This is a genomic window from Bordetella genomosp. 8, assembly GCF_002119685.1.
Classification (GTDB): Bacteria; Pseudomonadota; Gammaproteobacteria; order Burkholderiales; family Burkholderiaceae_B; genus Bordetella_C.
In genome coordinates this window covers 2,250,370-2,263,804 of record NZ_CP021108.1, presented here as the reverse complement: position 1 = coordinate 2,263,804, position 13,435 = coordinate 2,250,370, and the positions used below count along the sequence as shown (strand labels likewise).

The window sequence follows — 13,435 nt, the reverse complement described above, 5'->3', positions numbered from 1 at the left end:
TTGGAGCTAGGAAAAACCGGCTCCTACCGTCCAAATCACCACGACCAAAGCGTCGCTCGGCAAGGGGAACCGCAATGAAATCGGTATCAAGCGTCAAACGCAGGAGCATCATCAAGGGCCTGCTCGCGGCCCCGCTGGCGGCCGCACCACTTTGGGCGCATGCACAAAACAAGGGCAAGGAACTCGTGGTCGGCGGGGCCGGCAGCCACAAGGCGTTTCTCGATCCACTGATACCGGTGTTCGAGAAACAGACCGGCTGCAAGGTGCTGTTCGAAGGCACGCGTTCGCTGGTCAACCTGGAAAAGATGGTCAACAACAAAGGCCATCAGTACATGTCCGTGGTCTTGATGGATGACCCGGTGATGATCCAGGCCATCAAGGAAGGCGTGCTGGAGAAGATCACGGCCGCCCAGGTGCCCAGCCTGGCCAAGCTCAAGCCAGGGACCGTGCACATGGACGGCATGTGGGCCAATTACATGCAGTCGACCACCGGCGTGGCGATCAACACCGCGCAAGTCCGCCAGGTCCCCAGCTATGCCGACCTGTGGACGCCCGCCTACAAGGGCAAGCTGATCATCCCCTCGCTGCAGAACACCGAAGGCCTGGCGATGTTCCTCGTCGCCGCCGCGCTCGAATCCGGCAAGTCGATGAAGGATGCCCAGTACGAGCCCGACGCCGCCTTCCGCAAGCTCAAGGCGCTCAAGCCGAACCTGCTGACCGTCTACACGCAATTGCCGCAGGCCCTCAATCTGCTGGAGCAAGGGGAAGCCACCGCCATCGGCGGCATGATCGGCTTCAATGCCTTCGAGCGCAAAGCCAAGGGCGCGCCGATCGACCTGGTGCTGCCCAAGGAAGGCGGCATGGCCATGCCCACCGGTATCGCCAAGGTCAAGGGCGGCCCGGAATCCGAACTCGCCGACGCATTCATCGAGGCCATGCTGGGCGCCTGGCAAAAGCAGATCGCGGACATCTCGCTGGCCTTGCCCGCCAATACGACCGTGGCCGCGCCCGCAGGCGTCCCCAAGGGCGAGGTGTTCGTTCCCGACTGGAGCTACATCAGCGAGCAACGCAAGGGCTGGGTTGAACGCTGGGACCGCGAGATGGCGCTATGAGCGCCCTGCACCTGGCTGGCGTCACCAAGCGCTACGGCGGCCAGACGGTCGTCGACGGACTCGATCTGTCGGTGGCCTCGGGCGAGTTTCTCTCGTTGCTGGGCCCATCGGGTTGCGGCAAGACCACCTTGCTGCGGCTGATCGCGGGCCTGACCCCCTGCGACGACGGCAGTATCACCATCGATGGAACGGATCTCACCCGCGTTGCGGCGCACCGCCGCAACATCGGGGTGGTGTTCCAGAACTATGCCCTCTTTCCGCACCTGACCGTGGCGGAGAACATCGCGTTCGGCCTGAAGGCGCACGGGCTGCCGCGCGACGAGCGCGCGCCCAGGGTGCGCGCGGCATTGCAGTCGGTGCAGCTAGGCGCGCTCGCCGACCGCCCCGTCGCCGCGCTGTCGGGCGGCCAGCAGCAGCGCGTGGCCGTGGCCCGCGCACTGGCGACGCGGCCACGCCTCATCTTGCTGGACGAACCGCTTTCCGCGCTGGACCGCAAGCTGCGCGAACACATGCAGATCGAATTGCGGCGCATCCTGCGCGATGCCGGCATCACCGCCATCTTCGTGACGCACGACCAGGACGAAGCGCTGGTCATGTCGGACCGCATCGCGTTGATGAACCGCGGCGTCATCGAGCAGCTCGACGTGCCGGAAGCCATCTACGCCAAGCCGCGCACCCTGTTCGCGCTGAATTTCGTCGGGCTGTCCAGCCAGTTCGAAGGCCAGGTGGAAACCGCCATGGACGGGGTGGTCAAAGTAAAAACGCCGCATGGATCGATGACGGCGCCTTCGACCGCCGCCGTGGGCAGCCGCGTGGTGCTGGCCGTGCGGCCGGAGTCCATCGGCCTGGGCGACGCGGCGGCAGCCGGCGGCCAAGCCAACACGCTGCGGATGAAGGTCAGCGATACGGCCTACCTGGGCGCGCGCCGCCTGATCTACTTCGATGGCGATGCGGCCACAAGCACTGCTGCGGCTACCCAGAAGATCGTGGCCGAACTGCCGGCCCAGACGGGCCTTGCCCCTCGCCCGGGCGACAGTCTCGCGCTAGGTTGGCCCGTCGCGCAAACGCTGGTGTTCCCCGCGCCGGAGGCATCATGAGCGAAGCCGGCACCTCATCCCCCATCGCCCCCGCCGCCGTGGCCGCCTCGGCATCGGGCCGCAAAACCGGCGCACCGCGCTTCGGCATCGGCTGGCTCGCCCTGCCCGGCGTCGGCTACCTGTCGCTGGTCTTCGCGCTGCCGCTGGTTTTCCTGCTGGCGACCAGCCTGCGCGCCACGGACGGCGGTTTCAGCCTGGACGGCTACACCGCCTTTTTCAGCGATGCCTATCACCTGACCGTGATCTGGAATACGGTGAAGATCGCAGGCATCGTCACTGGCATCTGCCTGCTGATCGGCTACCCGGTGGCCTTTGCGATGGCACGCGCGTCACTGGCTGTACAGGGCCTGATGTTCCTGGTCCTTATCCTGCCGCTGTCGGTGGGCGTCGTGGTGAAGAGCTTCGCGTGGACCATCCTGCTGCGCAGCAACGGCCTGCTCAACATGACCCTGATGAAACTCGGGCTGATCGACGATCCGCTCAAGCTGCTGTTCAACGAGCGCGGCCTGGTGATTACCGCCGTCCACGTGTTCCTGCCCTTCATGGTGCTGCCCATCTTCACCGTGGCGCGGCAGATCGATCGGCGCTTGACCGACGCGGCCGCCACGCTGGGCGCGGGTGCGATGTACAAGTTCCGGCACGTCGTCTGGCCCCTGTCCGTGCCCGGCGTCATCACCGGCTGCACCTTCGTGTTTTCGATGGCGGTATCCATGTACGTGATACCGGCGCTGGTGGTGGGCGATCGCTTCCAGACCCTGCCGGCGCTCGTGGCGCGCGCCTATCTGTTCATGCGCGACCGCCAGGCCGGTTCGACCATGGCGGTGGTGCTCCTGGCAATGGCCGTGCTGATCGTTCTCATCAGCAGTTGGCTTGCACGCCGCGTCGACGCCCGCCTGGGATCCGCACACAAGGGCACCTCATGAGCACTAACAAACTCACGCGCGCGGGTGGCGGCCTCCTGCTGCTGCTGGTGGCCATCTTCATGCTGGCGCCGCTGGTCGTGGTGGTGCTGGTTTCCTTCAGCAGCTCTCCCGTCTTCAACCTGCCAGCGCCGCAATGGTCCCTGCGGTGGTACCAGGCCGTGTTGCACAAGGACGGCCTGGGCCAGACGCTGCTGTTGTCCGTGAACGTCGCGCTGGCGTCCACGGCCGCCGCCCTGGTGCTGGGCACGCTGTGCGCGCTTGCCATCGCACATGGACGCTTCAAGGGGCGCGACGCGCTGCTGGCCTTCCTGGTATCGCCGTTGTTGATGCCGGGCCTGGTCATCGGCGTGGCGCTGCTGCAGTTGCTGCGCGAGCTTGGGCTGCGCGACGTCTTGAGTGCCCTCATCATCGGCCACATCGTGATCACCCTGCCCTATGTCATCCGCACGGTGCATGCCAGCCTGGCACTGTTCGACATGCGGCTCCTTGAGGCGGCGCGCACGCTAGGCCTGTCGCCCGCGCAAGCGGTGCTGAAGGTGATGGTGCCAGCGCTGGCGCCCGCCTTTCTTACGTCCGGCCTGTTCGCCTTCCTGGCGTCGATGGACAACTATCCGATCTCGATCTTCCTGACCGACGCGCGGCAGAAGACGCTGCCGATCGAGATCCTGCGCTACCTTGAAGAATCGCCCGATCCCACCATCGCCGCGCTGTCCGCCGGCCTGATCCTGCTTGCCATCATCGTGCTGTTCATCACAGAACGGTTGGTGGGCATGCGCCGCCTGGCCCAATTTTGATCTTGACCATGAGTGCACCTGTATCCATCCACGCCCCCACCGCTGCCGCACGCGACTTCATAGGCTACGGCAACCGTCCACCCGCCGTGCGCTGGCCGGGCGATGCACGGGTCGCCGTCTCCTTCGTCGTCAACTTCGAGGAAGGCGCGGAGTTCTCCATGACCGATGGCGACCCGCACAACGAAGGGATCTACGAAGTGATCGATCCGCAGCCGACACCGGACGCGTGCATCGATAGCCATTTCGAGTACGGCACCCGCGTCGCCTACTGGCGCATCGACGAGCTGTTCGCGCGCCACGACAAGCTCTACACCCTGAGCGCCTGCGGACGGGCGGTCGAGCGCTCGCCCTGGCTTGCGCGGCACGCGACCGAACGCGGCCACGAGCTGGCGGCGCACGGCTGGCGCTGGCAGAAACATGCCGGACTGGGCGAAGCCGAAGAGCGCGATCTCATCGCACGCACCCGGCAGGCCATCGAGGCAGCCACCGGACGCGCGCCCGTCGGCTGGCACACGCGCTCCAATCCCTCGCCAAACACGCGCCGGCTGCTCGCCGAGGCAGGCTTCCTGTATGACAGCGACGCCTACAACGACGACACGCCCTACATCCTGCCGGTGGCGGGACGCCGCCACGTCGTGCTGCCTTACGCTTTCGATACCAACGACATGCAATTCCAGAACACCCAGCGCTTCGACACTGGCGACGCGTTCGCCAACTACGTGTGCGCGGCCTATGACTGGCTGAGCCGTGAAGGCGCGACGCAGCCGCGCATGCTGTCGATCGGCCTGCACCTGCGCATGATAGGCCGGCCGGCGCGTATGGGCGCGTTGGAGCGTATCCTGCGGCACATTGTCGAATCTGGCGGGGCCTGGGTCGCGACGCGCGAACAGATCGCCCGGCACTGGCTGAGCCATGCCGGCTGAGCCGTCCCCCGCTGCCCCTTGCCACCACCACCCGCATTGATACTATTCCGCCCATGAAAGACCAGGAAGAGGCGATCTACGCAACCATCTCCCGCGCGCTGCTCGCGGGAGAACTGGCGCCCGGTTCGCCGCTGCGCGAGACCGCGCTCGCCGAGGTCTTCGGAGTAAGCCGCGAGCGCATGCGCAGGATCCTGCTGCGCCTGGGCAGCAACCAGCTTATCGAGTTGATCCGCAATCGCGGCGCTTTTGTCGCGGCCCCATCGCTGGCGCAAGCTCGCGAAATCTACGAAGCGCGGCGCATACTCGAAGGAGGCATCGCCAGCCATCTGGCGTCGAGCTTGAGCGCGCAGGATATCGAGCGCCTGCAGGCGCACCTAGCCAGCGAAGACGCGGCGCAGGAAGGCGGTGACCGCGCGGAATCGGTACGGCTGTCGGCCGAGTTTCATGTCCTGCTGGCAGAGGCCACGCGCAGCACCTTCGTGCTGCAACAGGTGCAGGAGCTGGTCAGCCGCACGTCCATGCTGGTGGCGGTGTTCGAGCCGGCGCGGGCATCGCAATGCGCCTGCGACGAGCACCGCGATATTTTCACGGCCATGCTGTCGGGCGACGGCGCCGCCGCGGCGCGCAGCATGCGCACACATCTTTCGCTGATCGAGACACGCTTGCGGCCGGGTGTCGCCGCCCCGCCCAAGGATCCGGTGGCAACCTTGAGCGCCATGTGGGCGGCGCGTCAGGCCGCGGAAAGCGGCGGCGCGCCCGCGGACCCCACGCCGCCCTGATCCCAGCCCTGCTATGCGCCCCATCCTGCTCATCAACCCCAACTCTTCGGAAGCAACCACGTCGATGATGCACGGCATCCTGCGTGCTGCCCTGCCGGCGGCAATCGCTATGACAAGCGAGACGGCAAAGCGCGGCGCGCCCATGATCACGACGCCAGCCGACCTTGCCATCGCCGCCGAAGAAGTACTCAGGATAGGCATCGAAAGGGCCGACGAAATGTCGGCCATCATCGTGGGCGCATTCGGTGATCCAGGCCTGGACGCCCTGCGCGCCGCAGTGACCATCCCCGTGACCGGCTTGGGCGTGGCCTCCTTGCGCCTGGCGGCCGAGGCTGGCCGCCGATTCGGGGTGGCGACGACAACGCCGGGTCTCGAAAACTCGATAGCGGGGACCGTCGAACGCCTTGGGCTAACCGCGCTCTTCACCGGCACGCGGCTCGCCGCGAGCGACCCTTTGGCGCTGGCAAGCAATCCTGGACAGCAGGAAGAAGAACTGGCGCAAGCCGTGCGCGCGTGTATTGAGGCGGATGGCGCCGCAGCGGTCGTGATAGGCGGCGGTCCCTTGTCCGCTGCGGCGGCGAAGCTGGCGCCGCGATTCAGGGTGCCGGTCATCTCCGCGGTCGAAGCCGCGGCAATTGAGGTACGCAGGATGCTTGCCGTGAATTGAATGTTGCCCCCTTCGTGAAGTTGTCTCCGACTCGTGGGGCCCCGCAAATCTACTGGCTGATTGCTACGCGGAAGGGAGCCTACGGCACATCGACGACCGAAACTCTCTTCGAGAGTCCGAGGTCGATCGATGCCGGCCTTGCTTCACGCGTCCGGCGCTTTAACGCCAAAGCGGGACATCTGCGTCAAAGCCACTTAACCTGCCGAAGAATTTCTGAGATTTATATCCACCGAAGCCCTCGCCAGGTAGTAGCAGCGCAATGTGGCCATTGCCAGAATCCATGGCATAGCAGTAGTCGTAATAGAAGCCAGCGCCCCGAACTGTCTCTATCCGATAGACAGGAAATTGGGGTTCCGTCCCAACCGCTAGGCGGATAATTTCCTCGGGCGGAAGATTGGCATATATCCTTTGATACTTCTCATCCATGTATTTGGTAAGGAAATCGGCAGCAAGGTGTGCCTTATCTGAGATCAGGACAACACGACTGGACGCTGAGATTCTTCCGTCGATGGGACCATCATTAATCGGCCTAAGTTCATCAACGTATCTTGCGCAGACATTCAGTGGCCACGTCCGGGGTCGCGGGGGAACCTTTCCTTCTAGCTTTATCGATAGCCCCTCAATTTCCCTCGGTGTGCGAACGACACGAATGCTCTTCGGATCTACCCCAATGAGTTGAGAGAGCAACTGCAGGTCAATACCGCGCAACCCGCTGGCGTACTGAATGATTAGCGCATTAGTGACCCGGGCAAGGTCGAATGCCTCGTTCACCAAGGTGACTTTGTTGTTGCGCTGGGAAAATCCATGAAACCCGAGAACCGCGCCGACCTCAAGGTAGCGGCCAATCCCGCTTCCCGTAGCGTAGGCCTGAGTCCCACCCAGAAAGGCGACGGCGCAGGCGCTGTAGCATTCTTGGCCTTTCCGAACTCGCGTTGCGATGCGACGGTCGCGGAAATAGAGCCCTAGTGCCAACCCCTCAGCTAAGCTTCCACCAGGGCTGCTGAGACTCACGGTAGGAGACCAGTCTGTCCAAGTCTTACTTCGCGCATTGACAAAGTCGGCAAATTTAGCGGCATCGCCGGCGACCAGCTGTCCCGATAAAGAAAGCTCTTGATCGTTTTCAGTGAAGTTTGCCGCAAACGTTGGTGTGATACCTATCAAAAATATCCATGCCAAAACGACGCGTGAAACATTCATCTCTTCCACCCTCAGGTTCTTCTTTACAGAAGATGGTAGTGCACGGCGGGCCGTTTTGTCATAGATCGTCACATCACATGGAGCCGCGTCCGATGAATGTCTCCTGATTCAAGAGCCTGGATGGTGGAAACGGACCCCAGCAGTCAAGCCGTAGCCGCCCCTGTCAAGTAGACAACGGCCGATAGAGAATCGGAGCATGGGTTAGCCGCGGCATGTACTGCACCGGCGGGACGCCACCCAGCGCTTCATGGGGGCGATATTCGTTGTAATCGACCGGCCATTGGTCGGTGACGGCCTGGACCTGCTCCAGGTTGGCGAACATGTGTGCATCGAGCACTCCGTGCAGTATGTTCGGTTGAAACACTCGATAAAGGCGTTTTGATTGGGCTTGCCCGGCTGGATGTATCGAACCGCGATGCCTTTGCTGCGGCCCATTCGATGAATGCTTGAGAGACTAGCTCCGGCCCGTTGTCGTGCCGTATGGCATCCAGCGCGCCGTAGTAGTCGACCAAGCGACTCAAGACGCGGATCAGCCTGGCAGATCGGATCGACGTGCCAACCTCGATGGCCAAGCATTCCCGATTGGCCTCGTCGATCACGTTCAAGGTTCGGAACCGCCGGCCGCAATACAGGGCGTCGTGCATGAAGTCCAATGCCCAGCAGCGGTTTGGCTCGCTTGCCAGGTCCAGCGGCTGGCGAGGGCGGTCTGGCAGCCGCTTCTTGCAACGCCGAGGCAAATTCAAACCCATATCGCAGTACACACGATGCACACGCTTTTTGTTCCAGCAGCGGCCATCGAGCCGCAACCGGGTAAAGCACTTCCAAAATCCTCAGTACCCATGCCGGCTGACGATGGCATTGAGCGCTTCGATCACATCGGCATCTCGCTCAGATGCCGAGGCTGGCCGCATGTAGTACGCCGCCCGCGACAGGCCTGCAATGCGACAGGCACGCGTGATCGACAAGCGGGCTTGCACCAGCAGCTCGACCACTTCGCGCCTGGTCGACGGCGTCAGGATTTTTGGTTCAGAGCATCCTTGATCGCCGAATTCTCGAGGGCGAGATCGGCGTACATGCGCTTGAGCTTGACGTTCTCGGCTTCCAGCTCACGTAGCCGTTGCAGCTCGGACACCTGCACGCCTGAGTACTTGCTCTTCCAATGGTAATACGTGGCGTTGCTGATACCGTGCTTGCGGCACAGTTCGGCGACCGGAACTCCCGTCTCGCCTTCCTTCAACACCGCAACGATCTGGCTTTCTGTAAACCTGCTTTTCTTCAAGAGAGTCTCTGACGCTTGGAGGCTCCGAAATTCTACTGGCTGATGTCTACGCAGTGGGGAGCTTACGATGGCCACCGGCAACCCCGCGTCGTCGCAGAAATGAACGACTACCAGGTCAAGGTCGTGAAGATCACCGGCGACTTCATCTGGCACAGCCATGGAGACACCGACGAGACCTTCATCGTCCTTGACGGGGAAATGCGGATAGAAGTGCGGGCCGTAGTTGGCGAATTTCCGCTATTACGTCGAGCAGGCCAGATGGCGGTCGCGCCCAAAGGCGTGCACCACAAGCCTTGTGCGGTAGCGAAGTGAAGCTTTTGCTTGTGGAGCCGCGCGGCGTGGCAAACACGGGTGACCATGAACGAAGCGAGTTAACCGTCGCTAATGACCAGTGGATCTGACCAGGCTGACGTTTCGCTGCATGACCTTATCGCATCATGGAAACGCGTCAACCGGGTGAAATGCTCAATAAGCACATGCTCCTGAGTGGCTTCGAACGTCAGACTGGCTGTGGCATGCACGGCAGGCTACGACGTGGTCGAAAACGCTGATAGAGTTAGAGTTACTCAAGGGATGCAGATTAAAGGGCGCTGCTTCCCTTACGGCTCTTCTAATGGCCAACGCCTGGATACGCTTAGAGTAACGGACGGCCTCGACGCAGTGCTTCTTTGTACTCGGTGAATAATTCGAAGCATATGAGGTTCGAGAGCCAGGGCGCGGCCCAATCTTGGAAGCGCTGCCACAACCCGGCTTGTGCCCCACATAACAAATGAGGTGCACTCCCTGTGCGGCATTTAAACCGCTCGGAAGGCTAGATGGCACCGGAAATTGAACTTCACGATATCAGACGGCTGCTTCACAATACCAACCTCACCAGCAAAGACCTTCTGAGCGATGTCAGCGCAAATCACCCGGAATAACCATTATGTGCCACAGTGGTATCAAAGTGGCTTTCTGAGCAATAGCGAACCCAAGTTGTGGTACTTAGATACGACCCCGGAAGTCGTCACTCTAGACGGCGGGAAAAGCTACACCAAAAAAGGACTACATCACTACGGTACGAAGAGCTGCTTCTACGAGTACGACTTATACACGACAAGATTCGGTAGCTTCGTGAGCGACGAAGTCGAACGGCTGTTATTCGGTGACATCGATATCCGAGGCGCACGTGCTGTCCGGGCGTTAATTAAGGGTGAAGTGGACGAAGTCACGAATACATTCCAGGATTTTTTCGAGTACATGAATGCACAACTTCTGCGGACACCGAAAGGCTTAGACTGGATAAAGGCGCGCTATCCGGCACTTAGCCAAGTCGACCTGATGATAGAGATGCAGAGCCTCCGCGTCATGCATGGAACTATATGGACAGAAAGTGTGCGGGAGATCGTTTCGGCTAGCGCCAGCGACCTGAAGTTTCTGGTCAGCGATTGCCCAGTAACGCTCTACAACCCCGCCACGCCGCCCAGTTCTCCTCGGTGTGCCTATCCGAATGATCCGCGAATTGATTGGCAAGGTACACAGACCATCTTTCCGCTAGACGCTAATCATTGCCTCATCTTGACGCACTTAGACCACGCCGAGGCCCCTTCAGAATCAAAGCTCACCACGCCACGGGTGCATGCAAGATTTGGCGGATTCGGTATCGCCCGGACGGATGCCTTTATACGCCGCCGCACACTGTCTCAGACAGAAGTCGCCGCAGTCAACGTGTTGCTCAAAGCGCGAGCGCGACGCTACATCGCCGCGAGTCGAAAGGAATGGCTGTATCCGGAACGCGAATTCAATGGATCGTGGCAGCAATTGGCAACGGTGCTGCGGCCTACCGACGACCTATGGCGTTTTGGTGGCCAAATATACGTCAAGTTCGAGGATGGCTCCGTGCACCATCAAGACCAGTACGGCAGAACCTCCAACGCTCATGAATACCTTCGCAAAGAGCCTCTTAAAACAACGCCCCATCCCAATGATCCTTGTGGTTGCGGCAGCGGTCGAAAGTACAAACAATGCTGCAAGAACATCCCACTGCACCAACGCGCATCCTGGACTGTGTACAGCATACGCGAGCGCAATCTGATGTTTTCCTACAGGATTGAAGCGATCTTAGGACTCAAGGATGGCGCCACTTGGGATGATGTTCGCAGGACGCTCAGCGACGATCAGGTCAAGGACATTCATCTTGCATTTGCAAGTCTGTGGCCGCAAGATACAGACCCAACCGAATTGCTCCCTCGCCCATTGGTCGGGAAGACGAGGGCCGTTTATCTGGGCGCTAGTGACCCCCGAACTATCGTCGCGACCGTCACGAGTTGGCTGCCTTACTTTGACCAGATAGTTTTGGTACACCCGTTTCTGAATCCCAGGCGGATGAAAGCGGAGTTCAGCCCGGTTCACTCCCCGACGAAGCATAGGGCACAAACGCTCAAAAACATTTTCCTGCTCTTCACGCTAGAGCCGTTCATACGAGACGGTTGCGTGCACCTCATACCGGACCCAGCGGATATCAATCCCGAGTTCGGCCATGCCTCGCTCAAAATGGCAGAGTCAAGGACCGCGAATTGGAATCTCGATAAGGCCAATTTGGGCTGGCTCGAACGTCTACATCGAGATGAATTCGGAAGACAGTTGCGGAGCATGCCCGAGCCAGCCCTGAGGACTTCGATAAAGGACTGGAACCCCGACCTCAGCGATGCGGACGTTGACCTCATGCTTGCAGCCTTTAAAGCTCAACGAGAAGACGACCCACTCGCTCTTCTGCAGGACCTTCCAACGGGAGAAGATAACGGCCAGCTTTTATACAGCAAGGCTCTGAGCCTTGAGTCGGCGCTTTTTCTTGCGACGCTGACAGGCTCCTTCGTATACAGCGAACTACGTCCACAAATTGAACAATTCGAACTGCATGCAGCATCCGGAGACCAGATGCAGAATTCCGAGTGGACTGCTGTCCAGGAAATTTTAGGCTCACTAGACCTGACCTTAGAATTCGAGCCGAGACCAGTGCGAGAGGCGCTGGCAGTAGGTCGATTTAGTGCCATAAAAGAGGTCATTAGAAAGCTGTCATACGTAGGTCAATGCGAACCAAGCGCAGGCGTCATTGAACAACTTGTGAATAAGCTGCAACGGGCTGCCACTGCGAATGAGAAAGAGTGGGCGGGGATGAAAGCCGCCACACGCGGCACAGGGCGGCTTACGCTATCGGCGCCGCACGGGGGTTTCTTCCGGCACGAAGTCCAGCGACTTCTCATCACGTTTGGCAAGACGGAGGTCACGCGCCCCGTACCCTTTGCCTTTCAAATCAAGATTTCCCGCGATGATGCCCCGCCCGAGGAGCCTATTTAGCGCAGAATTAAGCGGAAACAGATCTTCTTGCGCCACAGATGCCGCACGGCCATCCTGCGGTCTTCGCGTGGCTGCTCAGGCGTAGGCATGTAATTCGTAGGTCGCTCAAGCGCTTAGTCGCCTCAGTATTACTGCCTTCAAGTCTTTGAGCTTGCCAACAACAGTCACGCCGTACTTATCGACATGACGTTGAATCACAGGCGCCATGAAAGTATCTGCCCTGAAAATATGAACGTATGGTGCGTACATTGCATGGAGGCAATCTACCCAGTCGCTCTCCTTCAACTTTCTAGGAGAGTCTCCGAGTGAAAATCTCGCTAGCGACACATAGACACGTGCGCAACTGGCAAGTCCAGTAAGTAAATCGTCAGCATCTCTTGGAGAAATCGCCTTACCTTCGCCCGATAACTCTGTACTCCTGGTCAATATCCTCTGAACGACTCCATCCTCCATTGTTCGCCACCACGAATCATCCATCAATGGTGACCGGCGGGATGAACCAGCCGCCTTATTCACCATCGACATCTGCTCCAGTCGCGCGCGTAACACGGCGATGCTTTCAACAGCTTGCCGTAGCTTTTCAATCATCTCGACCGAGGCCGCGCGCGCCCACGCAAACACCGGCGTCATGGCCTTGTCATGACGACTGAACCACAGCATCATCCATTGAGGGTCTCTGAAGCTATCAAGGAAGGCTGCCTTCGCGTCTGCCTTCGATGCATTTCCGACAAAGTAGGCGCCAAGAGTAAGGGCGCTGTCCTCTCTCATGGGATACATGTCTAAAATGGCGGAGATATCTTTATTGCTCTTGAAGAGAGCTCCAAGCTCCTTTGAAGGCTTGCCTCCTCGGAACATTTTCGCTTTTAGCTGCCTGCGAGCTGCCCTGTTGACCTGCAGGTTTCTCAACTCATCACCCGTGGTCTGCGCGACCTTTTTCCAAACAAATTTCGACAGAAATTCGTCGATCTCTGGGAACCAGTCGCCGTCATAGGACAGAACAGCGCCGGTCTCGTGCCGCCCTTGCGTTAGGCAGAGAAATTCGTGGGCAATCAGTCTATCGACAGACACCAGCGCTTTCCTTCCACATAAAGCCGACAAACATGTGGACCTCTGCACCGCGGAAGATGTGTACTTGTAGTGGACCGGCGCCATCTCACTAATGTGTGCGCCGGAGTACCAGAACTCTACGTCGCCGCTGTCCGAGAGCATCTGCAGGTCTCGCAGTAGCGCGCTCATTTCAACGCTGCGGCCGGGATAGGAAAGCGCCGAGTAATCCGAACTATCTAGATAAACGCGAACAGGGCGGAGTACCAAGTTCTAACTCCTCC

Annotated in this window: 11 protein-coding genes and 4 pseudogenes; 9 read left to right on the top strand and 6 right to left on the bottom strand. The window is 60.2% G+C overall.

Annotated elements, in window-relative coordinates:
- The first annotated feature begins 74 nt into the window (after positions 1–74).
- From CAL12_RS10445 to CAL12_RS10415, 7 genes are read left to right on the top strand one after another with little or no spacing between them, the layout of a single operon-like run.
- Positions 75–1,112 (top strand): ABC transporter substrate-binding protein, encoded by a 1,038-nt coding sequence (locus CAL12_RS10445; protein WP_086064411.1) that lies wholly within the window; start codon positions 75–77, stop codon positions 1,110–1,112.
- Positions 1,109–2,209, top strand: coding sequence for a heme ABC exporter ATP-binding protein CcmA (gene ccmA / locus CAL12_RS10440; RefSeq protein WP_086064410.1), 1,101 nt, complete (start codon positions 1,109–1,111; stop codon positions 2,207–2,209). The genes CAL12_RS10445 and ccmA overlap by 4 nt, the downstream gene beginning before the upstream one ends.
- Positions 2,206–3,132: an ABC transporter permease gene (locus CAL12_RS10435; protein ID WP_232464770.1), complete on the top strand. Its 927-nt coding sequence runs from the start codon at positions 2,206–2,208 to the stop codon at positions 3,130–3,132. The genes ccmA and CAL12_RS10435 overlap by 4 nt, the downstream gene beginning before the upstream one ends.
- Entirely contained in the window at positions 3,129–3,926 is a 798-nt protein-coding gene (locus CAL12_RS10430; protein WP_086064409.1) for an ABC transporter permease, read from the top strand. Before CAL12_RS10435 ends, CAL12_RS10430 begins: the two co-directional genes overlap by 4 nt.
- An 8-nt stretch (positions 3,927–3,934) precedes the next feature.
- Positions 3,935–4,849 (top strand): polysaccharide deacetylase family protein, encoded by a 915-nt coding sequence (locus CAL12_RS10425; RefSeq protein ID WP_086064408.1) that lies wholly within the window; start codon positions 3,935–3,937, stop codon positions 4,847–4,849.
- A gap of 53 nt (positions 4,850–4,902) precedes the next feature.
- Positions 4,903–5,628, top strand: a complete 726-nt coding sequence (locus tag CAL12_RS10420; RefSeq protein ID WP_086064407.1) for a GntR family transcriptional regulator — start codon at positions 4,903–4,905, stop codon at positions 5,626–5,628.
- Between the two features lie 13 nt (positions 5,629–5,641).
- Positions 5,642–6,295: an aspartate/glutamate racemase family protein gene (locus CAL12_RS10415; RefSeq protein ID WP_086064406.1), complete on the top strand. Its 654-nt coding sequence runs from the start codon at positions 5,642–5,644 to the stop codon at positions 6,293–6,295.
- A 159-nt stretch (positions 6,296–6,454) separates the two neighbouring features.
- On the opposite strand, the gene CAL12_RS28055 is transcribed toward CAL12_RS10415, so the two are convergent.
- The 5 genes and pseudogenes from CAL12_RS28055 to CAL12_RS28600 form a co-directional block, all read right to left on the bottom strand.
- Complete coding sequence (locus CAL12_RS28055) at positions 6,455–7,564, bottom strand: hypothetical protein (RefSeq protein ID WP_157792952.1); 1,110 nt, start codon at positions 7,562–7,564, stop codon at positions 6,455–6,457.
- A 91-nt stretch (positions 7,565–7,655) separates the two neighbouring features.
- Positions 7,656–7,877: pseudogene (locus CAL12_RS28615) on the bottom strand (integrase core domain-containing protein); the annotation flags it as partial.
- Positions 7,862–7,927 (bottom strand): annotated as a pseudogene (locus CAL12_RS28730) (hypothetical protein); the annotation flags it as partial. The pseudogenes CAL12_RS28730 and CAL12_RS28615, both read right to left, overlap by 16 nt.
- A gap of 8 nt (positions 7,928–7,935) precedes the next feature.
- Positions 7,936–8,136, bottom strand: a pseudogene (locus CAL12_RS28605) (DDE-type integrase/transposase/recombinase); the annotation flags it as partial.
- Positions 8,137–8,504: 368 nt separating this feature from the next.
- Entirely contained in the window at positions 8,505–8,771 is a 267-nt protein-coding gene (locus CAL12_RS28600; RefSeq protein ID WP_269768435.1) for a transposase, read from the bottom strand.
- 42 nt (positions 8,772–8,813) lie between these two features.
- Between CAL12_RS28600 and CAL12_RS10405 the strand changes: the two are divergent.
- A pseudogene (locus tag CAL12_RS10405) lies at positions 8,814–9,172 on the top strand (cupin domain-containing protein).
- 493 nt (positions 9,173–9,665) lie between these two features.
- Positions 9,666–12,107 (top strand): DUF4238 domain-containing protein, encoded by a 2,442-nt coding sequence (locus CAL12_RS10400; RefSeq protein ID WP_086064405.1) that lies wholly within the window; start codon positions 9,666–9,668, stop codon positions 12,105–12,107.
- A gap of 105 nt (positions 12,108–12,212) precedes the next feature.
- Here CAL12_RS10400 and CAL12_RS10395 read toward each other — a convergent pair whose 3' ends face one another.
- On the bottom strand, positions 12,213–13,175 hold the full coding sequence (locus CAL12_RS10395; protein WP_198298424.1) for a hypothetical protein: 963 nt from the start codon (positions 13,173–13,175) through the stop codon (positions 12,213–12,215).
- Positions 13,176–13,435: the final 260 nt, after the last annotated feature.

Excerpts from the sequence above, each read along its gene's own strand:
- CAL12_RS10445 (WP_086064411.1), top strand. The coding sequence starts at position 75 with ATGAAATCGGTATCAAGCGTCAAACGCAGGAGCATCATCAAGGGCCTG.
- ccmA (WP_086064410.1), top strand. The coding sequence starts at position 1,109 with ATGAGCGCCCTGCACCTGGCTGGCGTCACCAAGCGCTACGGCGGCCAG.
- CAL12_RS10435 (WP_232464770.1), top strand. The coding sequence starts at position 2,206 with ATGAGCGAAGCCGGCACCTCATCCCCCATCGCCCCCGCCGCCGTGGCC.
- CAL12_RS10430 (WP_086064409.1), top strand. The coding sequence starts at position 3,129 with ATGAGCACTAACAAACTCACGCGCGCGGGTGGCGGCCTCCTGCTGCTG.
- CAL12_RS10425 (WP_086064408.1), top strand. The coding sequence starts at position 3,935 with ATGAGTGCACCTGTATCCATCCACGCCCCCACCGCTGCCGCACGCGAC.
- CAL12_RS10420 (WP_086064407.1), top strand. The coding sequence starts at position 4,903 with ATGAAAGACCAGGAAGAGGCGATCTACGCAACCATCTCCCGCGCGCTG.
- CAL12_RS10415 (WP_086064406.1), top strand. The coding sequence starts at position 5,642 with ATGCGCCCCATCCTGCTCATCAACCCCAACTCTTCGGAAGCAACCACG.
- CAL12_RS10400 (WP_086064405.1), top strand. The coding sequence starts at position 9,666 with ATGTCAGCGCAAATCACCCGGAATAACCATTATGTGCCACAGTGGTAT.